At 62.9% G+C, this 21,058-nt stretch carries 20 protein-coding genes, 1 other RNA gene and 1 riboswitch; of the genes, 16 read left to right on the plus strand and 5 right to left on the minus strand.

Features of this window, described 5'->3' with window-relative positions:
- Positions 1 to 38 precede the first annotated feature (38 nt).
- The 3 genes from AC0Z42_RS26230 to ybgC are packed head-to-tail and all read right to left on the minus strand — an operon-like array spanning position 39 to position 1,630.
- Complete coding sequence (locus AC0Z42_RS26230) at positions 39 to 479, minus strand: ExbD/TolR family protein (RefSeq protein WP_308922374.1); 441 nt, start codon at positions 477 to 479, stop codon at positions 39 to 41.
- A gap of 15 nt (positions 480 to 494) precedes the next feature.
- Positions 495 to 1,184 (minus strand): protein TolQ, encoded by a 690-nt coding sequence (gene tolQ, locus AC0Z42_RS26235; RefSeq protein WP_485471012.1) that lies wholly within the window; start codon positions 1,182 to 1,184, stop codon positions 495 to 497.
- A gap of 44 nt (positions 1,185 to 1,228) precedes the next feature.
- Entirely contained in the window at positions 1,229 to 1,630 is a 402-nt protein-coding gene (gene ybgC / locus AC0Z42_RS26240) for a tol-pal system-associated acyl-CoA thioesterase (RefSeq protein ID WP_485471013.1), read from the minus strand.
- A 327-nt stretch (positions 1,631 to 1,957) separates the two neighbouring features.
- A riboswitch (ZMP/ZTP riboswitch) is annotated at positions 1,958 to 2,080 on the plus strand.
- Positions 2,081 to 2,192: 112 nt separating this feature from the next.
- Between ybgC and glyA the strand changes: the two genes are divergently transcribed.
- The 11 genes from glyA to AC0Z42_RS26295 all read left to right on the plus strand — a co-directional run bounded on the left by glyA (position 2,193) and on the right by AC0Z42_RS26295 (position 14,833).
- Positions 2,193 to 3,440, plus strand: a complete 1,248-nt coding sequence (glyA, locus tag AC0Z42_RS26245) for a serine hydroxymethyltransferase (RefSeq protein ID WP_485471014.1) — start codon at positions 2,193 to 2,195, stop codon at positions 3,438 to 3,440.
- A gap of 130 nt (positions 3,441 to 3,570) precedes the next feature.
- On the plus strand, positions 3,571 to 4,032 hold the full coding sequence (gene nrdR / locus AC0Z42_RS26250; protein WP_485471015.1) for a transcriptional regulator NrdR: 462 nt from the start codon (positions 3,571 to 3,573) through the stop codon (positions 4,030 to 4,032).
- A gap of 188 nt (positions 4,033 to 4,220) precedes the next feature.
- On the plus strand, positions 4,221 to 4,790 hold the full coding sequence (gene pilV / locus AC0Z42_RS26255; protein WP_485471016.1) for a type IV pilus modification protein PilV: 570 nt from the start codon (positions 4,221 to 4,223) through the stop codon (positions 4,788 to 4,790).
- Entirely contained in the window at positions 4,787 to 5,761 is a 975-nt protein-coding gene (locus AC0Z42_RS26260) for a PilW family protein (RefSeq protein WP_485471017.1), read from the plus strand. Before pilV ends, AC0Z42_RS26260 begins: the two co-directional genes overlap by 4 nt.
- Positions 5,748 to 6,386, plus strand: coding sequence for a pilus assembly PilX family protein (locus AC0Z42_RS26265; RefSeq protein ID WP_485471018.1), 639 nt, complete (start codon positions 5,748 to 5,750; stop codon positions 6,384 to 6,386). Before AC0Z42_RS26260 ends, AC0Z42_RS26265 begins: the two co-directional genes overlap by 14 nt.
- On the plus strand, positions 6,383 to 10,063 hold the full coding sequence (locus AC0Z42_RS26270; RefSeq protein ID WP_485471019.1) for a pilus assembly protein: 3,681 nt from the start codon (positions 6,383 to 6,385) through the stop codon (positions 10,061 to 10,063). Before AC0Z42_RS26265 ends, AC0Z42_RS26270 begins: the two co-directional genes overlap by 4 nt.
- 27 nt (positions 10,064 to 10,090) lie before the next feature.
- A complete protein-coding gene (locus tag AC0Z42_RS26275; protein ID WP_485471020.1) occupies positions 10,091 to 10,573 on the plus strand; it encodes a type IV pilin protein in 483 nt (160 codons plus the stop codon).
- A gap of 11 nt (positions 10,574 to 10,584) precedes the next feature.
- Positions 10,585 to 11,151 (plus strand): GspH/FimT family pseudopilin, encoded by a 567-nt coding sequence (locus tag AC0Z42_RS26280; protein ID WP_485471021.1) that lies wholly within the window; start codon positions 10,585 to 10,587, stop codon positions 11,149 to 11,151.
- 78 nt (positions 11,152 to 11,229) lie between these two features.
- Complete coding sequence (ribD, locus tag AC0Z42_RS26285; RefSeq protein WP_485471053.1) at positions 11,230 to 12,312, plus strand: bifunctional diaminohydroxyphosphoribosylaminopyrimidine deaminase/5-amino-6-(5-phosphoribosylamino)uracil reductase RibD; 1,083 nt, start codon at positions 11,230 to 11,232, stop codon at positions 12,310 to 12,312.
- A gap of 10 nt (positions 12,313 to 12,322) precedes the next feature.
- Positions 12,323 to 12,970, plus strand: a complete 648-nt coding sequence (locus AC0Z42_RS26290) for a riboflavin synthase (protein ID WP_485471022.1) — start codon at positions 12,323 to 12,325, stop codon at positions 12,968 to 12,970.
- 96 nt (positions 12,971 to 13,066) lie between these two features.
- Entirely contained in the window at positions 13,067 to 14,833 is a 1,767-nt protein-coding gene (locus AC0Z42_RS26295) for a hypothetical protein (protein ID WP_485471023.1), read from the plus strand.
- On the opposite strand, the gene AC0Z42_RS26300 is transcribed toward AC0Z42_RS26295, so the two are convergent.
- Positions 14,817 to 15,242 carry an OsmC family protein gene (locus AC0Z42_RS26300; protein ID WP_485471024.1) on the minus strand — a complete coding sequence of 142 codons (426 nt, stop codon included), beginning with the start codon at positions 15,240 to 15,242 and terminating at the stop codon, positions 14,817 to 14,819. The two genes, AC0Z42_RS26295 and AC0Z42_RS26300, sit on opposite strands and share 17 nt — an antisense overlap.
- A gap of 276 nt (positions 15,243 to 15,518) precedes the next feature.
- Between AC0Z42_RS26300 and ribBA the strand changes: the two genes are divergently transcribed.
- The 3 genes from ribBA (at position 15,519) to nusB (ending at position 17,752) form a co-directional block, all read left to right on the plus strand.
- On the plus strand, positions 15,519 to 16,640 hold the full coding sequence (ribBA, locus tag AC0Z42_RS26305; protein ID WP_485471025.1) for a bifunctional 3,4-dihydroxy-2-butanone-4-phosphate synthase/GTP cyclohydrolase II: 1,122 nt from the start codon (positions 15,519 to 15,521) through the stop codon (positions 16,638 to 16,640).
- Between the two features lie 71 nt (positions 16,641 to 16,711).
- Positions 16,712 to 17,194 (plus strand): 6,7-dimethyl-8-ribityllumazine synthase, encoded by a 483-nt coding sequence (ribH, locus tag AC0Z42_RS26310; protein ID WP_076570670.1) that lies wholly within the window; start codon positions 16,712 to 16,714, stop codon positions 17,192 to 17,194.
- A gap of 90 nt (positions 17,195 to 17,284) precedes the next feature.
- The gene (nusB, locus tag AC0Z42_RS26315; RefSeq protein ID WP_485471026.1) at positions 17,285 to 17,752 is read left to right on the plus strand and encodes a transcription antitermination factor NusB; all 468 of its coding nucleotides are present in this window, start codon (positions 17,285 to 17,287) and stop codon (positions 17,750 to 17,752) included.
- Positions 17,753 to 17,872: 120 nt separating this feature from the next.
- On the opposite strand, the gene AC0Z42_RS26320 is transcribed toward nusB, so the two are convergent.
- Positions 17,873 to 18,805, minus strand: coding sequence for a transglycosylase SLT domain-containing protein (locus tag AC0Z42_RS26320; protein ID WP_485471027.1), 933 nt, complete (start codon positions 18,803 to 18,805; stop codon positions 17,873 to 17,875).
- A 476-nt stretch (positions 18,806 to 19,281) separates the two neighbouring features.
- Here AC0Z42_RS26320 and ubiD point away from each other — a divergent pair, with 476 nt between their 5' ends.
- Positions 19,282 to 20,766 (plus strand): 4-hydroxy-3-polyprenylbenzoate decarboxylase, encoded by a 1,485-nt coding sequence (gene ubiD / locus AC0Z42_RS26325; protein ID WP_485471028.1) that lies wholly within the window; start codon positions 19,282 to 19,284, stop codon positions 20,764 to 20,766.
- Between the two features lie 97 nt (positions 20,767 to 20,863).
- Positions 20,864 to 20,962, plus strand: an RNA gene (gene ffs / locus AC0Z42_RS26330) — signal recognition particle sRNA small type.
- Positions 20,963 to 21,058: the final 96 nt, after the last annotated feature.

Genomic DNA, 21,058 nt, shown 5'->3' on the forward strand with positions numbered 1-21,058 from the left:
TCGGTCTTTAAAACGTCAGGTTCGTGGTTGCGCTGCGGTTATTTGGTGGCCAGGCCGACGCGGTTGATGCCCATCTTTTTCGCTTCCGAAATGAGCTGGATCACATCGTCATACTTGCTTTCCTTGTCGCCGGCGATCAGCACCGGATAGTCCGGATTGCTTTCATGCAAGCCGCGCAGATTGCGCAGCAGGGCGTCGCGGTTCGGTTCGGTTTCCGGCGCCAGCTGTTCCTTGCCGATCACGCCGATCGACAGCGAACCATTTGGCTTGAGCACGATCTGGATATAGTCATCAGGCGGTTTGGTGGTTTTTTCCGCGTTCGGCAAGTCCACCACGCTGGGGTTGTTCGACGATGGCATCACCATGAAGATGATCAGCAGCACCAGCATCACGTCGATATACGGCACGACGTTGATTTCCGACTTGAACTTGCGGCCGCGGCCGCCACGCATGCCGCCGCTATTGAATGAGGAACCCATCAGCAGTCCTTCCGGTTAGCGCGACTGGCGCTGCAAGATGTTGGAGAATTCTTCGACGAAGCTTTCGAAGCGGATCGCCAGGCGGTCGATATCGTGCGAAAAACGGTTGTAGGCAACCACCGCCGGAATCGCTGCGAACAGGCCGATGGCGGTGGCGATCAGCGCTTCGGCAATCCCGGGCGCGACGGCCGCCAGGGTTGCTTGCTGCACGTTGGCCAGGCCGCGGAAGGCATTCATGATGCCCCACACGGTGCCGAGCAAGCCAATGTAGGGCGAGACCGAACCGACCGACGCCAGGAATGCCAGGTGCGATTCAAGCACGTCCATTTCACGCTGGAAAGCGGCGCGCATGGCGCGGCGGGCGCCGTCGAGCACGGCGCCGACGTCCAGCGCTTCGCGCGAACCGTACGAGGCCTTGCCCTTGATAAATTCGCCCATGCCGGCGTCAAAGATGCGCGACAGCGCGCCGCTCTGGTCGCGGTTGCCGCTGGCGCTCTGGTGCAGCGCATGCAGGTTGCCGCCGGCCCAGAAGCTGCGTTCGAATTCGATGGTCTGCTTGCGCGCGGCGCGCACGGCAAACATCTTGCGGAAGATATAGGTCCAGCTGGTCAGGGAGATCAGCAGCAGCAGGGCCATGATCAGCTGCACGATCAGGTGGGCGTTGGTGATGAGCGCGAGGAAAGAAAGATCTTGTGTAACGTTCATTGGCAGGCAGTCTGTGGTGAATTATCCGGGAGTGGCGGGGCGGTTCAGGCGGCGCGCATGCGTTCGGCTACCGGCTCGGGCACGGCACGCGGGCGCATGCTCGAATCGACGCAACCGATCTTGACCTGGGCGGTATTGAGCAGCGTCTCGCCGCGCCAGGCCTGTTGCAAGAACACGATGGAAGCGCGTCCCATTTTGGCTATGCTTAAAGTTAATCTTACCGTGTCATCGAGTCTGGCTGGCGCATGATAGTCGGCGCTGACGCTTTTCACGACAAACAGCGCATCGTGCCGTTCCAGCAATTCCTGCTGGCCCACGCCGATGGCGCGCAGCCATTCGGTGCGCGCGCGTTCAAAGAACTTCAGGTAGTTGGCGTAGTAGACGATGCCACCGGCGTCGGTGTCTTCATAGTAGACCCGGACGTCCCAGTTAAAGACTGAAGGCATGTTGATGGCGCCAGTAGTGAGATTGAGCAACATTTTACGCGATTTTTCTTATCATGACGGAAAGCGCTTGCCGAAAAGCCATGTGCATTGGACCAAACATTGCAACGCAGCATATTCTCAGCTGGGTGAATACAATGACAAGCCCCGTAACATACGCTTACAAGCCGGCGCCAGGTTTAAGTGCAGCTTAAGCAATAGCAACTTTTCCCGCAAATCGGCCTGTCATCGGCTCTCGCAGCCCGATGCGCGGGGATTATAGCCGCAGCGCGGCCGCTGCGCTGCTTTCCTTGCTCAATTTGGGTACTTAACTTACAATTTGGCTTCCATTACGTCTCACGTGACTGGCGAAAAGCTGCAACAATCCCCATTTTGGTGCGATCATTGCCGGCGAAAGGTGGGCATCCACCGGGAAACGTGAGATTTCATCAGCCGTTCGCCTGGGCAGCCCACCGATGGAATTGCGCGAAGAGGCTGCCTTTCCGTTTGTTATTCACTTAACGCCGGCTCCCCTCATTCGATCCAACCTGCCAGTACAAAGCACCCACATCTTTGGAGTTTTTACATGTTTGCAAAAGATCACAACCTCGCCAACGTCGATCCTGAACTGTTCGCCGTTATTCAAAAAGAAAACACGCGCCAGCACGACCATATCGAACTGATCGCGTCCGAGAACTACACTTCGCCAGCCGTAATGGAAGCGCAAGGCTCGCAGCTGACCAACAAGTATGCCGAAGGCTATCCGGGCAAGCGCTACTACGGCGGCTGCGAATACGTCGACGTGGCCGAGCAGCTGGCGATCGACCGTGTCAAGCAACTGTTCGGCGCCGAAGCGGCCAACGTGCAGCCCAATTCGGGCTCGCAGGCGAACCAGGGCGTGTTTTTCGCCATGCTGAAACCAGGCGACCTGATCATGGGCATGTCGCTGGCCGAAGGCGGCCACCTGACCCACGGCATGCCGCTGAACATGTCCGGCAAATGGTTTGACGTTGTGTCGTATGGCCTGACGGCCGAGGAAGATATCGACTACGAAGCCATGGAACGCCTGGCCCGTGAGCGCAAACCAAAGCTGATCATCGCCGGCGCCTCGGCGTTCTCGAAAAAGATCGACTTCGAACGCTTCTCGAAAGTGGCTAAAGAAGTCGGCGCCTACTTTATGGTTGACATGGCCCACTACGCCGGCCTGATCGCCGCCGGCCTGTACCCGAACCCGGTGCCGTTCGCCGACTTCGTTACCTCGACCACGCACAAGTCGCTGCGCGGCCCGCGCGGCGGCATTATCCTGATGAAGGCCGAACACGAAAAGGCCATCAACTCGGCCATTTTCCCCGGCATCCAGGGCGGCCCGCTGATGCATGTAATCGCCGGCAAGGCGGTTGCCTTCAAGGAAGCGCTGAGCCCTGAATTCGTCGAGTACCAGAAGCAGGTCGTGAAAAACGCCGACGCGCTGGCCAGGACCCTGATCTCGCGCGGCCTGCGCATTGTTTCCGGTGGCACCGAGTCGCACGTGATGCTGGTCGACCTGCGCGCCAAGAACCTGACGGGCAAGGAAGCCGAAGCCATCCTCGGTTCCGCGCACATTACCTGCAACAAGAACGGCATCCCGAACGACCCGCAAAAGCCATTCGTCACCTCGGGCATCCGCCTGGGCAGCCCGGCGATGACGACGCGCGGTTTCAAGGAAGCCGAAGCGGTGCAAGTGGGCAACCTGATCGCCGACGTGCTGGACAATCCGCATGACGCCGCCACCATTGAGCGCGTGAAAGCGGCAGTGAAGGTGCTGGCGGATGCGAACCCCGTCTACGCTGCATAATTATTTGTCCAGAATGTGTCTTCCAGAGTAAGATTCTGTCTGACACATTTCTTGTCGTGCCCGCGGGCGCCCTGAGTGTATCCGGGCGCCCGCGCTCCATTTGTTGAACCAGAAAATTGACCCGCTGCCCATGAAATGTCCATTCTGCCACCATGACGAAACCCAGGTCCTCGATACGCGCGTATCCGAGGAGGGCGACGCCATCCGCCGCCGGCGCCGTTGCGGCAAATGCGACAAGCGTTTTACAACCTACGAACGAATTGAACTGATCATGCCGGCCGTGGTCAAAAAGAATGGCAGCCGGACGGAATTCGCTGCGGATAAGTTGCGCGGCAGCCTTATGCTGGCCTTGCGCAAGCGTCCCGTCGCGGCCGCCTCGCTGGATATGGCAATTGCCACCATCGAAGAAAAACTGCTGACCAGCGGCAAGCGCGAAGTCGATTCCGGCTATATCGGCGAACTGGTGATGCAGGAATTGAAGCGCCTCGACAAGGTTGCGTATATCCGTTACGCATCGGTCTACAAGAATTTCGAAGACCTGGCCGAGTTCCAGGACGCAATTGCCGAAGTGGGCCAGCCGCGCAAGGGCTAGTCATCACAGTTGTTTTCTTTCAGCAAGCGGCCTGGTCAATCCAGCGGCCGCTTTTTTTACCTCTTCCCAGTTTATCTCCAGGCTGTTTGCGCTGTCTCATGCGTGACACCGTGGGCGCGCCTATCGTGTAGCAGGGCCGGCTGATCCTGGCCATTCACTCTTCTCTTTCCCTGAAAGCGGAGGTAAACATGCGCCATGTCCATCATGCCGGCGGCACCACCCTGGTTGAAGTTCTGGTCGCGCTGTTGCTGCTGGCCGTGGGCCTCCTGGGCGGCAGCGCGATGCAATTGTCCTCCTTGCGCGCGCGCCATGAATCGGCTTTGCTGTCGAGCGCCATGCAACTGGCGGCCAGCATGGCCGAGCGCATGCGCGCCAACAGCACGCAAATGCAGACACCTGACGCCGACAATCCCTACCTGGGCCTCGACTACCAGGCGGGGCCGCTTGATGAGGCGGGTGGCGCGCCGGACTGCCTGGGTGACGCCGCCTGCGGCGCCGCGCAACTGGCGCAATTCGATATCGCCGAATGGAAGCAGCAGTTGCGCAAGGACTTGCCCGGCGCGCGCCTGCGCATCTGCCGCGATGCGCTGGCCTGGGACGCGGCCGCGCACGGTTTGCAATGGAGCTGCAGCGGCGGCAGCGGCGCACCGGTCGTCATCAAGCTGGGCTGGCGCGGCAGGCAGGCCAGGGACGGCGCCGCGCAAGAAGCGGCCGCCATGCCGAAAGTCGCCATGCAACTGGCGGCCGGTGCGCCATGAGCTGCCACGCGCAGCACCAGGCTGGCATGACCCTGGTCGAGTTGTTGGTGGCGCTGGGCGTGGGCGCCATGCTGATGCTGGCGTCGAGCGCGGCGTTGCTGTCGAGCAGCCGCAGCTATATGGACCAGGTGGAAGCGGCGCGCCTGGCCGACAATGGCCGCTATGCTTCTGACGCCATCGCGCGGGCGTTGCGCCAGACGGCCTGGGTGAACTGGGACGCCAGCGCCGCACCCTTGACGCATGCGGCGCACGACAGCGCCAATATCGCCGGCCTCGATGCGCGCGGCCTGGGCAAGAACAGCGAGGGCATCAGCGCGCCCTTGGCGGGCAGCATCAACGGCAGCGATGTGCTGGCGCTGCGCTTTTACGGCACCGGCGAGGGCGCGGGCGGCGATGGCGCGGTGCTCAATTGCGCCGGCTTTGGTGTCGGCGCGGCAAGCAATGAAGCGCAGCGCGGCTGGAGCATTTTCTATGTGGCGCAGGACGATGGCGGCGATGGCGAGGCGGAATTGCGCTGCAAATACCGCGCCGGCGGCGGCTGGGGCGCCGATGCCTTGATCCGTGGCGTCGACAGTTTCCAGGTCTTGTATGGCCTCGATACCGATACGCCGCCCGATGGCGTGGCCAACCAGTATGTCAACGCCAGCAGCCTCGATGCGCGCGACGCGGCGCTGGTGCTGGTGGGCGCCGATGAGGCCGAGCGCGAGCGCGACTTTCATCGCCGCACGCACTGGAAGCGCGTGGCCAGCGTGCGCGTGGCCTTGCTGCTGCATGGCGCAGGTAATCTTGGCAACGCTGGCGACGACGCCGGGCCGGCGCAGTTCGACCTGTTCGGCCCGGCATATGCAGACGCGCACGGCGCGCAAGACCCTGGCGTGCGCATCGTGCCGGCCAGCTTGCCACCCACCCAGCGCGGCCGTTTGCGCCAGCTGGTGCAAGCGACCATCATGCTGCGCAATGGGCCGGCCTGAACCGCCAGGCGAGGGTGAGCGCGGCGCGGCCCTGGTGTTTGCGCTGTGCCTGCTGGTAGCCATTTTGCTGCTGGGCGTGTCGGCCGCGCAGATGGCCTTGCACGGAGAAAAGGCGGCTCGCGGCGAGCGCGACCGGCAAATCGCTTTCCAGGCCGCCGAGGAGGCATTGATGGATGCGCAGCACGATATCGAAGGCCTGCCCGGGGCGCCTGGCCGCAGCGCGCTGTTTGCACCAGGCAGCGCGGCCGGCTTTGCGCCTGCCTGCAAAGGAGAGCCGGGGCTGTGCCTGCCAGCCGCCAGCGGCGCGCCGGCCGTGTGGCTCAGCACCGACCTGGGCGTGGCGGACTCCGGCACGGTTGCCTACGGCCAGTTCACCGGCGCGGCGATGCAGACGGGAGAGGGTTTTCTGCCCTTTAAAAAGCCGCGCTACCTGATCGAATTGCTGCCGTTCCACCCGCCCGGCGAAGAGGCTGGTGTACCTGCTGGCGCGCCGCTCGGACTGCCGTCCGGCGCCGGTTATCTGTACCGCGTTACCGCCATCGGCTTCGGCGCGCAGGACGATACGCAGGTGGTGCTGCAAACTTATTACAGGAAGCCGGGGCCGGCGCCGGGAGAAGCGCCATGATGGCTCGCTCGCTTGTTGCCCTGCTGATCTGGCTGATAACCAGTGCCCAGGTACTGGCCGCATCGCCGCTGGTCGATCTGTCGCGGGCCGATACCGGTTTGCACGGCGCGCGCGTGCCACCCAATCTGCTGCTCAACCTGTCGTTTACCCACACGGCGGCCGCTGCCGCCCATGCCGGCGATTACCGGCCCGGCCACGCCTACGCCGGCTACTTCGATGCGCGCATGTGCTACAGCTATCCCTACCGCAGCGGCGATGGCGATGGTGTCACCGTGCCGGACTGGCGCATGGCCACCGCCTACTTTTCCGTCAGCAAGCCGGCCGATGCGCGCCATGGCTGCGGCGGCGACAGTTTCAGCGGCAATTTTTTGAACTGGGCCGGTACCAGCCTGCTCGATATCGTGCGCTATGCCTTGACCGGTGGCGACCGCGTGATCGATGAGGTGCGCAAGACGGTGTTGCAGCGAGCCTACCTGCCCGAGGCTCACAACGGCGTCGATTTTTACGCCCATCCGGACTATTTTCCGCGCAAGCTGTTGCGCGCAGGCGTGCGCGAGGCCACGCCGTTTGCGGTCGAGCAGCTGGCGATCGTGTCTTGCCGCAACCGCCTGCTGTTCGGCGATGGCGCCCAGCCGCTTGACGGCAGTTGCGATGCGCCCGGCAAGGCCGCTGCGCTTGGGGTTTTCCTGGTGCGGGTGCAGGTGTGCGATCCAGCGGAAGCAGCGTCGCGCGTCGACCTGTGCATGGCTTACGGCAAAAATGCCAAGCCGGTGGGGGCGCTGCAGCGCCATGGCGGCCGGCTGCGTGTCGGCGTTTTCGGCCATGCGAGCGGCGAAGCGGCATATGGCGGGGTGCTGCAGGCGCCGCTGTCGTATGCAGGCGCGCAACGCTGGAGTGCGCCCGACTTCCTGCCGCAGGAAAATCCCGATTCCGAATGGCATGCGGCAACTGGCGTCCATGGCGGCAGCGACGGCGTGGGTGCTTATATCAATCGCCTGGGACGCGTTGATGAGGCCAGCCCGGGTGCGTATGCGGCGGCCGCCCCGCAAGCCGAATTGCTGTACGAATCGCTGCGCTATCTGCAGGGACGCCAGGCCAGCACGGCGGCTGGCACAACACCGTGGACCGATCCGCAACAGGTCAGTTGCCAGCGGCAAGTCGTGATGACCTTGGGCGATGCAGGGAGCGCCCCGGACCGCTATGTACCCGGCAATATTCCAGCGAGCAACGCCAGTGAGCGTGCGCGTGGCGTGGATACCTACGCCACGCCGCCGCTGGACGTGATGGCCTGGACGCGGGCTGTCGGTGCGCTGGAAAGCGATGGCGCTGGCGGCAATCCGCAGCCGCTGCCGGCCCTGGCGGCGCTCGACCGCCTCGATCATGGCCAGATTGGCGCCAGCTTTTATGCGGCCGGCCTGGCCTACTGGTCGCATCGCCATGCGCTGCGTGCCGGCGGCGCACCGGTCGAGCATTTTGCCGGCGACTTGCAGGTCAAGGCCGCGACTTCGCCCACGCCGCTGTTGCTGGCCGCTAAATATGGCGGTTTTGTCGATGAAAATGGCGATGGCAATCCGTTTCGCGCCACGGTGGGCGATGCCTTTGCCGAATGGAGCGTGGATGGCCGCTGGCCCAGCCATTATCTGCCCGGCAGCGATCCGCAAGCCCTGGTCGCGCTATTGCGTGCCGCCGTCATCCAGGCGGGCCGCGCCACGGTCGCCGCTACCATGGCCGGGCCGTCGCTGATGGCGCTGGCCAATGACACGGAACAGGCGTACTGGTTCCAGTTGCAAATGAACCTGGCCGACGGCGCCATGCGCCTTTCGCGCGACGCTTTTACGCTGGCCGCGGATGGCGGCGTGGTGGTCGGCAAGGCTGTCTGGCGGATCGATGGCGGGCCAGTGTCCAGGCGTTCCGTGCATACGCTCGATGCGCAGGGCGCCATGGTGCCGCTGGTCTGGGATCGTCTCGGTGCGCAGCAGCGCCGCGCGTTTGATCCCGATGGCGACGGCCAGGGACCAGCGCGGCTCGATTATCTGCTGGGTGACCGCACGCACGAGGTGGGCCGTCCCGGCGGCTTTTTGCGCCGCCGTGCGGGCGGTCTGGCGGCGGCTCCGCACGGCAATCTGGTCTACGTCGGCACGCCGGCGCTGGGCTTGCCGGGCATTGACTATCTGCAACACCGCCAACGCGGCCAGCAGCGGCGCAAAATGCTGTACCTGGCCACGGGCGATGGCTTGCTGCATGGCGTGGACGCCGGCACCGGCAGCGAGCTGTTGGCTTATTTGCCGCAGGCGCTGCTGGCCAGGTCGGCGCAGGCCGGCAGCACCGACGGCGTAGCCGTCCCTTTGCTCGACGGTACCGCCGCCAGCGCGGAAGTGCTGGCGGCGGGGCGCTGGAAAACGGTGCTGGCCGTCGGCATGGGCGCGGGTGCGCAAGGCCTGTTTGCGCTCGATATTACCGACCCGGCGCGCTTTGCACAGGACGGTGCGCTATGGGAATTTACCGACCGCGACGACGCCATTATCGGCAATCTGCGCGCGGCGCCGGGTTTTGCGCGGCTGAACATGGGCGGCAAGCAGGGCAAGCCCGTCTATCGCGACATGGTGGTGGTGTCCAGCGGCTATAACAACACGCAGGACGATGGCAAGGACAGCGCCGCCGCCATTCCCACCGCTGCCATCTTCCTGCTGGCGCTGGAAAAGCCGCCCGGTGCGCCATGGCTGCTGGGCAACAATTACCATCGTCTGAAACTGCCGGTGCGCGATGAAGAAGGCGTCGGCTATGCCCATGCACTGGCGCCGCCGGCGCTGGTGACGGGCAATGATGGCGCGCTGGCTTACCTGTATGCGGGCGACTTGCAGGGCAATATCTGGCGCATCGACATGGCGACCGGGCCGCCGTGGAAGGACGAGGTAGGGCGCAAGCTGGTGTTTGTTGCGCGCGATGCGCAGGGCCGGCGCCAGGCGGTGACGCAGCAACTGAAGGTGGCGTATGCGCCGGGCGGCGGTTATCTGCTGCTGTTTGGCACCGGCAAGCTGGTGGAAGCTGCGGATACCTGGCCGGCAGCCTTGTTGCCGCAATCGTTTTATGCCGTGCATGACGACCTGAACGAGCAAACGCCGACGCGCAGCCGGGACGATCTTGCAGCGCGCAGTGTCGGCGTGGTGGCAGGCGCAGGCAGCCTGGCCATCGATGGCGCGCCATTGCACTATACGGGCGGCGGCGCCAGGCATGGCTGGTACCTCGATTTTATCGGGACGGAAAAAACCGGCGAGCGCAGCGTGCACAGCGCCGTGCTGGCCTCGGGCCGGGTTGCGTTCAATACCGTGCTGCCGGGCCGCGACCCTTGCAGCAGGCCCGCGAGCCGTTTGTATGTGCTCGATGTGCTGAGCGGCTTTGCGGCCGACGCCGTCGGCACGGTGCAGGCGGGCGAGGAAACGGGCAGGCTGCTTGACGGCCTGGCGCGTGCGCCGCCGCAATGGCTGGAATTGACCAGCCAGGTGGGGGTGGCCGGCGCCACGGGCCGCGCCGAAGCGCGCAAGCAGTTTGCGGTGGTCCAGCCCGGCATGCCAAGCGCGGCCGCAGTCAAAGCGTCCAGCGGGCCGTTGCCAGCCGGGCGGCTGGGCTGGCGCGAAGTGGCGAACTGGCGCGAACTGCACGAGGCGGCGAAAAAATAGCGGCGTCAAACAAAGGAAAGCTCATCCATGTCATTGGCCATGTCGACCTGCCGGCGCAATGGCGGCTTCAGCCTGATCGAACTGATGGCCGCGCTGGTGATTATCGCCTTGATGCTGGCGGCCGCCTTGCCAGCCTACCAAGGCCTGATCGTGCGCGCCAAGCGGGTGCAGGGGCAGGCGACCTTGTTGAAGCTGATGCAGCAGCAGGAGCGGTATTACTCGCAAAACAACCGCTACCTGGCGTTCTCGGCGGCGTCCGACGACGCGCAGGGCAAACAGTTTCAATGGTGGTCTGGCGACGAGGGCGAGCAGGGCGCCGTGCGCAGCGCCTATGAAATCGACGCCACGGCTTGCCCCGAGGCGACGATTGCCCAGTGCGTGCTGCTGCGCGCCAGGCCGGGCACGTCGCGGGTTGATCAGCACTTCACGGATGCCGACTGCGGCACCTTGAGCCTCAGCAGCACGGGCGAGCGCGGCAGCAGTGGCCGCGCCGCGCAGTGCTGGCCATGAGGGCGCGCGCCATGGCCACTCAAGTCCAGCGTGAGCAGCGTGGTCATACCCTGCTTGAACTGCTGGCCGTGCTGGCAATCACCATCGTGCTGGCAGCCGTCGCCTTGCCCAGCCTGCAAGAGATGCTGGCGCGCCAGCGCTTGCGGGCCGCCTCGAACGACTTGTTTTCGGCAATCGAATTGACGCGTGCACTGGCGATGGCGCGCGGCCGACGCGTGTTGTTGATGCCGGCCGGCAGCGGTGGCCTGGACTGGCGCCTGGGCTGGCTGGCCTTTGTCGACCGCAACGGCAACCTGGTCTACGACCTGGGCGATGAATTGCTGCTGCGCCAGGGGCCGCTGGCGGGCGGCATCGAGGTGCGCTTCGGTTTCAGCTCTGGCGCCGCGCCGCTGTATATCGCCTACAATGGCGCGGGACGCAGTTGCAGCGCCAGCAATAGCCTGGCGGCCCGCTGGGGCACGCTGTCCTTGATTTTGGGAAATCAGGCACGACATATTAAAATCAATATGCTGGGCCGCGTGCGTGTCTGCGATCCGCAGCGCGACACGGCCAATTGCAGTGGCGTTGGCGAAGGCTGACACTTGCCGCGCCCCGATGACTCGTCAACCATGATCGAATTGTAGAAGCCTGTGGAAATACTCAATGATGTAGAAGGCATGCGCCTGGCGCTGGCATGGGCAGAGAAGGGGTTGTATACCACCTCGCCCAATCCCCGCATCGGCTGCGTGATCGTTGCCGATGGCCAGGTGATCGGCGCGGGCGTGACCCAGGCCGCAGGCCAGGACCATGCGGAAGTGCAGGCGCTGTTTGACGCGGCCGCGCGCGGCAATGACGTGCGCGGCGCCACCGCGTATGTCACACTGGAGCCATGCAACCACCACGGCCGCACGCCGCCGTGTTCCGACGCTCTGGTGCGCGCCGGACTGGGCCGCGTGGTGGCGGCCATGACCGACCCGAACCCATTGGTGGCCGGCCAGGGATTGGCCAAGCTGGCGGCGGCCGGCATCGAGGTTGCCAACGGCCTGCTGGCCGACGAAGCGCGTGAAATGAATATCGGTTTTTTCTCGCGCATGGAGCGCGGCAAACCTTGGGTGCGCATGAAGTCGGCCGCCAGCCTCGATGGCATGACGGCCTTGCACAACGGCCGCAGCCAGTGGATCACCGGGCAGGCGGCGCGCGACGACGGCCACGCCTGGCGCGCGCGCGCCTGCGCCATCCTGACCGGCATCGGCACGGTGAAGACGGACGATCCGCAACTGAATGTGCGTGCGGTCGATACGCCGCGCCAGCCGCGCCGCATCGTGGTCGACAGCCGGCTCGACATCAGCCTGGACGCGCGCGTGCTGCAAGGCGGCGGTACCTGGATCGTGGCCGCCGTGGCCAATCCTGAAAAAGAAGCGCAGCTACGCGCGCTGGGTGCCGAGGTGATCATGCTGCCGAACGCCGAAGGCAAGGTCGACCTGCCGGCGCTGATGCTGGAGCTGGGCCGGCGCCAGATCAATGAACTGCATGTCGAGGCCGGCTCAAAACTGAACGGCTCGCTGATACGCGAAGGCTGCGTCGATGAGTTGCTGTTGTACCTGGCGCCGACCCTGATTGGCGACGCGCAAGGCATGTTCGGCTTGCCGGCGCTGGCTGACCTCGATCATCAATACCGTTTGCGTTTTCATGACATCACAAAGACAGGCGACGATCTGCGCATCCTCGCCCGTTTCAACAACCTTATTCAAACTCACTGACAGGTCCATCATGTTTACAGGAATTGTTGCCGCCATCGGCAAAATCGACACCGTGCAGCCACTCGAAGGCGGCCTCGACGCAGGCGTACGCCTGTCCATCAACGCTGGCGGCCTGCCGCTGGCCGACGTGGCGCTGGGCGACTCGATCGCCATCAACGGCGCCTGCATGACGGTGGTGGAAAAGTCGGACACCAGCTTTGTCGTCGACGTCTCGCGCGAAAGCCTCAATTGCACCGTGGGCCTGGATACCACCACCGAAGTCAACCTGGAAAAAGCGCTGACGATGGCCGAGCGCCTGGGCGGCCACCTGGTATCGGGCCACGTCGATGGCCTGGGCGTGGTGCGCAAGTTTGAAGCCGTTGGCGAATCGTGGGAGCTGGTGATCGAATCGCCTCAAGACCTGGCGAAATACTTGGCCTTCAAGGGTTCGGTGGTTGTCAACGGCGTGTCGCTGACGGTGAACCGGGTGGAAGACCTGGGCGCTGGCGCCGTCGACGGCTGCCGCTTTTCGATCAACCTGATACCGCACACCATCGCCATGACCACCTTGAAACACCTGACGGTGGGCGCGAAAGTGAACCTGGAGATCGACCTGATCGCGCGCTATGTCGAGCGCATGCTGTCGCTGGATAAAGCTGTCGCCAAGGTCGCCGCTTAATCAGCCTGCGGCAGGGAGGGCCATCAGCCGCCCTCAACCGTGTGATCCTTTTTCGCCAAGCGCGCATAATGGGGCTTTGCGCTGCGAAGGAATGCCATGGATCCCGTTTCGTCCGCGACGCTGGCCAATGTGGTGCCAGCCTCTACCCGCGTTGGCACCGCTGCTGCGGTCACGCCGGCCTCGGCCGCGATCCTGGCCAATGCGGCGCTTGCCAACCCTCTGGTTTCGTCGACCCAAGTCGATATTTCGCCGCTCGGGCAATATCTGTCCGGTGTGGCCTTGTCGCGCCGGCAGTTGCTAGCTTTGCAAGGTATTGGCGATGAGGCGGCTAGTCCCGCCAATCCTGCGGTGCTCGCCAACGACGCGCTGGTGGCGCTGGCGCAGCAACTGAGCGACTCGTTTGCCCAGCTGCGCGCCAGCGGTGTCGATGCGGGGCAGTTGGCCATGACGGCCGGCTCGCAGGATGACCTGGCGCAGCGCTTCGCCTTGCTGAGCGGGCAGGTCACCCCGGGCGCGTCCGAGGCGCTGGCGCAAAATACCGATGCCTTGACGCAGGCCGATCTGGCACGCATCGGCATCGACCTGCAAAACAATCGCCCCGTTGACGTGGCCGCCCTGCAGGCAGCCTTCGAGACCGACCGCGCTGGTACTTTGAGCGTCTTGCAACAGGGCAGCGATGTGCTGGCCGAAGTGGGCGCCGCCTTGACCTTGCAGCAGGGCGTGCCGTCCGCCGCACAGGCGTTGGAAGATCTCAACGCGCCGCCACCGCAAACCGTGGCCGGGCAAGTGCAGCAGGCTCAGCAAAGCGTGGCGCAAACACCGTTGCGCTTTCCCCTGCAAGATGAGGTGGCGGGCCAGGACCCGCTTGCCATTCAAGCAGCAGTCGTGCCTGCCGATATCGATACCACCGATGTTAACGCCGCCGCCGTGGCGCAGGCTTCGCAGCCGAACCCCGCTGTGCAGACCGGGCAAGCGCCGGCCTTGGTCCAGCAACAAGAGCTCACCCAGCAACAAGAGCTCACCCAGCAGCAAGAGCTCGCCCAGCAGCAAGCACTGGCCCAGCGCCAGCTGGAAGTACAGCAGCAGCTGGAAACGGAAGAGCTGACCCAGGGTTTGCAGGAATTGCGCCAGCAACAGCAGTTGCAGCAAAATTCTGCCTTGCAAGCGGCCCAGGCCAGCCAGGCCCAGCTGGACCAGGCCGGCACCTTGCAGGCTGCCCAGCAACTACAGCAGAATCAGCTGGCTCAACAAGCGCAGCGCAGCAACCCGGCAGTGCAGGCACAGCAACTGGACGCCGAACAGGATCGCCTGCAAACCGAACGCATCGCGCGCGAAGACCTGGAAACGCAGCGGCTGGCACAGGAAAATACCCTGCGCCAGCAAAATGCGGCGCGGCTGGAAGACGAGCGCGTGGACGAGGTGCAGACCGGGCAGACGCGCCAGGCGCAGTTGCAGCAGCAGGTGCAGCAGGCGGCCGACGAAGCGGCGCAGGCGCAGCTGGCCGCCAGCGAAGCACAGCGGGCGGCCCAGGCGGCTAGCGAACGGGCGCAAACCGTGGCGCGCGAGGCGCAACTGCAGCTCGATGCAGGCCTGGCGACAACTGCCCAAGCGCAGCAGGCGCAGCAAAATGCGCAAGCCCAGCAGCAGGCGGCGCAGAACGCCGCGCAGGCCGTGCAACAGCCTTCGTCGCAAGATCCGGCGGTGGCGGCGGCAATTGCTGCCTATAACATCAACAATGCCGCCCTCAATCCAGGGCTGATGGGGCGGCCAATGAGCGCCGCCGAATCGCAGCGGCCACTGGTGGCGCCGGTTGCCCAGGCCGCACCAGTGACGCCACTTAAAAACATCAAGGCAGGAGTGTAGCGTCCAGCGTGATTTGCGCGTTCAGCAGTTTCGACACGGGGCAGCCAGCCTTGGCCTTGGCTGTCAGCTCCTCGAATTTGGCCTGGTCGGCGCCTGGAATCTTTGCCTTGAGCACCAAGTGCACGGCGGTAATCGCAAAGCCGTCGTCCTGCTTGTCCAGGGTCACTTCGGCGCTGGTGTCCATTTGCTCGGCCGTCAGGCCCGCTTCGCCAAGGATCAGCGACAGCGCCATGGTGAAGCAGCCCGCATGGGCGGCGCCGATCAGTTCTTCCGGATTGGTGCCGGGCTTGCCTTCGAAGCGGCTGGCAAAGCCGTAGGGATAGGCTTGCAGCGCGCCGCTCTTGGTGCTGATTGCGCCCTTGCCATCCTTGATGCCGCCTGACCAGACTGCTGAACCGCTTGTTTTCATGGTAACGCTCCTGTGGTTGTGCATAAAACGAGGGAATGCGCGGCTGCTGCCTGCGCGGCTTGCTGGCCCTGTTGCGGGCCGCCACCGATCTTATGTGATTTGCCCGCCCGGCGTCGCCTGCCATGTGGCGCGGTGTTGTGCGGGCGCAGATGGCCGCCGCTTGTTCTTATTTCAGGTCTGAAGCACGTAAATCCTTTAAAATAGCAGGTTATAAGAAAATTCCCGGAAACTCGCGGAATGTTTGCTCTCGATATTTCAGTTACCAAGAGGATCAAGATGTCTATTTCCAGCACCGAAGAGATCGTCGCCGAACTGCGCGCCGGCCGCATGGTGATACTGGTCGATGAAGAAGACCGGGAAAATGAAGGCGATCTGGTGCTTGCCGCCGATTTCGTGACGCCTGAAGCAATCAATTTCATGATCACCCATGCGCGTGGCCTGGTGTGCCTGACCCTGACCGAAGAGCGTTGCGACGAGCTGAACTTGTCGATGATGACCTCGCGTAACGGCACCGCCTATGGCACCAATTTCACGGTGTCGATCGAAGCGGCCGAAGGCGTGACGACCGGTATTTCCGCCGCCGACCGGGCCAAGACCATCGAGGTGGCCGTGGCCAAGGGCACCCAGCCGACCGACATCGTCCAGCCTGGCCATATTTTCCCGCTGAAAGCGCAAAAGGGCGGCGTGCTGATGCGTGCAGGCCATACCGAAGCCGGTTGCGACCTGACGGCCATGGCTGGCCTGACGCCCGCTTCGGTGATCTGCGAAATCATGAAAGACGACGGCACCATGGCGCGCCTGCCTGACCTGCTGGTGTTTGCCGAGCAGCATGGCCTGAAGATCGGCACGATTGCCGACCTGATCCATTACCGCAGCCAGACCGAGTCGCTGGTCGAGCGTGTTGCCGAACGCACCTTGCGTACCGCCCACGGCGAGTTCCGCATGATCGCGTTCCGCGACAAACCGAGTTCTTCGGCCCACCTGGCGCTGGTGCATGGCGATGTGGCTGGTGGCCTGGAAGCGTTGGTGCGCGTGCACCAGCCGGTCTCGCTGCTGGACGTGCTGGAAAGCGAAGCGACCACCCACTCTTGGACCGTGGCCGCCTCGATGGCCGCCATCAAGCAGGCAGAGCGGGGCGTGATGGTCTTGCTGAACTGTGGCGAAACGTCAAGCGAGCTGTTTGCCCAGTTCGCCGCGCTTGACACGCCACAAGCCAAGCCGAAAGGCCGCGCCGCCAGCATGGACCTGCGCAGCTACGGCATCGGCGCGCAAATCCTGCGCGACCTCGGTGTGAGCAAGATGCAATTGCTGGCAAGCCCGCGCAAGATGCCGTCGATGGTCGGCTTCGACCTGGAAGTGACAGGTTTCCAGTGCCATCCAGGCCAGAGCAGCACCTGATTGACTGATTGAAGCATCCGGCGGCCCGGCGCAAGCGTGCCGCCGCCGGCCAACTGATAAAGAGGCACAAGATGACCGTAGGAACTTATGAAACCAATTTTGCCGGCGAAGGTTTGCGCGTCGGTATCGTCCAGGCACGATTCAATGAAATCGTCGGTGGTGGCTTGCTGTCGGCATGCCTGGAAGAGTTGAGCAAGCTGGGCGTGGCCGATGAAGATATCCTGCACGTGACCGTGCCGGGCGCCCTGGAAATCCCGCTGATTCTGCAGAAGATGGCGGAAACCGAGCAATTCGACGCCCTGATCGCATTGGGCGCCGTGATTCGCGGTGAGACCTACCATTTCGAGCTGGTATCGAACGAATCGGGCGCAGGCATCACGCGCGTCGGTCTCGATTACGGCATCCCGATCGCCAACGCCGTGTTGACGACCGAAAACGACGAGCAGGCGGAAGTGCGCATGCTGGTCAAGGGTGCGGAAGCAGCGCGTGTAGCGGTAGAAATGGCCAATCTGGCGCAAGCGCTGGAAGAGTTGCAAGACACTGACGAAGATTAATATCGTGCTTGCGCCGCAGGGCGCTGCTTCAGCACCCTGCGGTATTCGTCACTATTTGTAGTAAAGAAGTATTTAGAACAGGTAACAATCATGACTGAGAAAAATTTGCTCGCCAATCCCAGCAAAAACCGCACGCCGCGTCACCGCGCGCGCGAGTTTGCCCTGCAGGGGCTGTACCAGTGGCTGCTGAACAATGAAGATGCGACCACCGTCGTGAACAATATTCGCGCCGCGCACGGCTTCGACAAGGCAGACGGCGATCATTTCACGGTGCTGCTGTACGGCGCCATCAAGGATTCGCAAGCGCTGCGCGAGAGCATGGCGCCGCTGATCGACCGCAATATCGCCGAGCTGTCGCCGATCGAACACGGCATCCTGCTGATCGGTGCATTCGAGCTGAAGAATAACGTGGAAATTCCTTACCGCGTCGTCATCAACGAAGCGGTTGAGCTGGCCAAGTCGTTTGGCGGTATCGATGGCCACAAGTATGTCAATGGCGTGCTGGACAAACTGGCGGCAAAGTTCCGCGAGGAAGAAGTCGCCAGCAAGCGCAAGTAATCAACACACACTATATATAGTGCATGTCTCGTGGTTGATGCCGCAGGACATGAAAAAAGCCACCGTACGCAAGTACCGGTGGCTTTTTTACTGGAAGGCGCTGGCAGCGCCTTTAACGGGTCACAGGCCTGCGATCTCGTTGTGCGGCAATACTTTGATGGTCAGGCTGCCGGTCTCGGCGACCGGTGCAGCTGCGGACGGCTTGGCTGGCGAGGAGGTATTCGACGCCATCACGGCATTGCTGGTCGGCACGCGCTGGCCGGCCGAGACTTGCTTCAGGCGCCGGTATTCGGCCAGCACGCGCGAGCCGTAGCCCGAATCGGTGGCGAAGTTGGCTGCGCCCACATAGGTTTTCAGGCCGGCTTCGACCGAGCCGCCACGGGTGACATAGTCTTTCAGGATCAGCGAGCCGACGCGGATATTGGCAACCGGATTCAAGGCAGCTTGCACGCCGCCCATTTCCTGGAAGCGCTCGTGGTGCACTTTCGACATGACCTGCATCAGGCCTTGTGCGCCGACCGGGCTTTCCGCGAACGGGTTCAGGCCCGATTCGATGGCCATCACGGCCAGGATCAGGAGCGGGTCGAGCTTGATTTCACGCGCCGTCAGGTAGGCTGTCGAGACCAGCATATTGGTCGCATCGTTGGCCACGCGGTAGCGCTTGGACAGCCAGGTGGTAACCCATTGCTGCTGCTTTTGCGTGCCCAGCAAGGCTTTTTCTTCCTTGGTCAGCTGCGTGTCGGCACCTGCCACGGTTTGTACCGGGGCAGGCGCTGCCATCAAGGCCGACAGGGCCGGCGCTTCGACGGCTTGCGCTTCCGTCATCGGCAGCGGGAACAGGCTGTGCGTCAGTTGCTTGCCCAGGTCAGGGCGGAACATCAGCAAGGCGATCAGTGCAAGAGCGGAAATGCCGAACACGGTCAGTGTGTGCTGGGCGGTGGTCAGCACGCCACGTGCCGAAATTGCCGTTGCGCGCGCGCGCAAACGCGCCAACGCTGGCTGGCCAGCCACGGTTGAAACAGGCAATGCTGCTTCAGTGCTACGATGAGTCATAGAGTTTCCCCGAAATGTCGCGTCAACAGGCAGTCCCTCCGCTGTCTCGCGGTGATGGGTGCTGCCAATGCCGTGCATCAGAAATATCATCGTCTGTCGCCGCGTATGGATGCGCGCGAGAGACGCCGTCATTGCTTGCTTGAGCTGATCGGTCCCTGTGGTATTGGATCAGTTGCAATACAACTTTTACCGGGGGTAAGGCAGACGCCTTTTGAAAACACTCCTTAAAATGTCATGTGGAGCCCCGACTCCGTGAATGAATGAGAGACGCTAAAATCAAGCTCTGGGCCGGCGTCCTCGTTCAAGTTGGGCGAATTGTAAGAGCCGTTTTATATCAAGTCAATACTAACGAATTCATTCTTTATTACTTTTATGTCTTACTTTTTGTCTTGCATTGTGCCAAAAGCCAATAAAATCAATTACTTGGCATAGTTCCTTCAGCAACGGCGTCCGACGTCAAAAAAATTTAAAAACACATGAAATATTCAGATTTGCGAGATTTTATTTCCCAGTTGCAACAAATGGACGAACTTAAGGCCATTTCGACGCCTGTTTCCCCCTATTTGGAGATGACAGAGGTCTGCGACCGCACGTTACGCGCGGGCGGACCGGCCCTCTTGTTCACTCATCCGACCAATCATGACATGCCGGTGCTGGCCAATCTGTTCGGTACTCCACGCAGGGTGGCATTGGGCATGGGCGCCGAGGATGTCAGCGAATTGCGCAAGATCGGCCACGTACTGGCGCGCCTGAAGGAACCGGAGCCGCCGAAGGATTTCAAGGACCTGCTGGGCCTGGGTTCGCTGGTGAAATCGGTGTGGGACATGTCGCCGAAGGAACTGCGCGGCGCCAAGTGCCAGGAAATCGTCTGGGAAGGCAATGATGTCGACCTGGCGCGCCTGCCGATCCAGCATTGCTGGCCTGGCGACGTCGCGCCTTTGATTACCTGGGGCCTGGTGATTACCAAGGGCCCGAACAAGAAGCGCCAGAACCTGGGCATCTACCGCCAGCAGGTGCTGGGCCGCAACAAGGTCATCATGCGCTGGCTGGCGCACCGCGGCGGCGCGCTGGACTTCCGCGAACACGCGCTGCAAACCAAGGGCAAGCCGTATCCGATCGCCGTCGCGCTCGGCGCCGACCCGGCGACCATATTGGGAGCGGTCACGCCGGTGCCCGACAGTCTGTCCGAATACCAGTTCGCCGGCCTGCTGCGCGGCAGCCGCACCGAGCTGGTGAAAGCGATCGGCAGCGAGTTGCGCGTGCCGGCCTCGGCCGAGATCGTGCTCGAAGGCCATATCTATCCCGATGCAAACCATCCGAGCGGCTACGAGCATGCGCTCGAAGGGCCGTATGGCGACCATACGGGCTACTATAATGAGCAGGACAGTTTCCCGGTCTTCACGATCGACCGCATCACCATGCGGCGCGACCCGATCTACCACTCGACCTATACCGGCAAGCCACCGGACGAGCCGGCCGTGCTGGGCCTGGCGCTGAACGAAGTGTTCGTGCCGCTGCTGCAAAAGCAGTTCAGCGAAATCACCGACTTCTACCTGCCGCCCGAAGGCTGCAGCTACCGCATGGCCGTGGTGCAGATCAAGAAGCAGTACGCGGGCCACGCCAAGCGCGTGATGTTCGGCGTGTGGAGCTTCTTGCGCCAGTTCATGTATACCAAGTTCATCGTGGTGGTTGACGAAGATGTCAATATCCGCGACTGGAAAGAAGTCATCTGGGCCATTACCACCCGCGTCGACCCGATCCGCGACACCACCCTGGTCGACAACACGCCGATCGACTACCTCGACTTTGCCTCGCCGATCAGCGGCCTGGGCAGCAAGATGGGCATCGACGCCACCAATAAGTGGCCGGGCGAAACCACGCGCGAGTGGGGCACGGTGATCGCCATGACGCCGGAGGTCAAGGCGAAGGTGGACAGTATCTGGCAGGAACTGGGGTTGTAAGGAAAACCCAAGAGCAAACCCCGGGGTTTGCCTCAGGGTTTGGTTTGCTTGCACGGCAACTTCCCCAATTGGCGCCAGACCGGTTATAATTGTCCCCGGCGGGCCCCTGCGCATCGTGGCATGGCTAACCTGGTCAGGTCGGGAACGAAGCAGCCACGGCTATTAACCATGAGTGCCGCAGATCAGGCTCGCCTCCTTCGGGAAACAAATCGCAAAGCTGCCCCAGGGCAGCTTTTTTGTTTTGGCGATGCAATATGGTCATGCGCTACAATTGCCGCCTTGGCTGGCCCGG

The organism is Janthinobacterium sp. 1L-D-8-B-C4, from assembly GCF_057291295.1.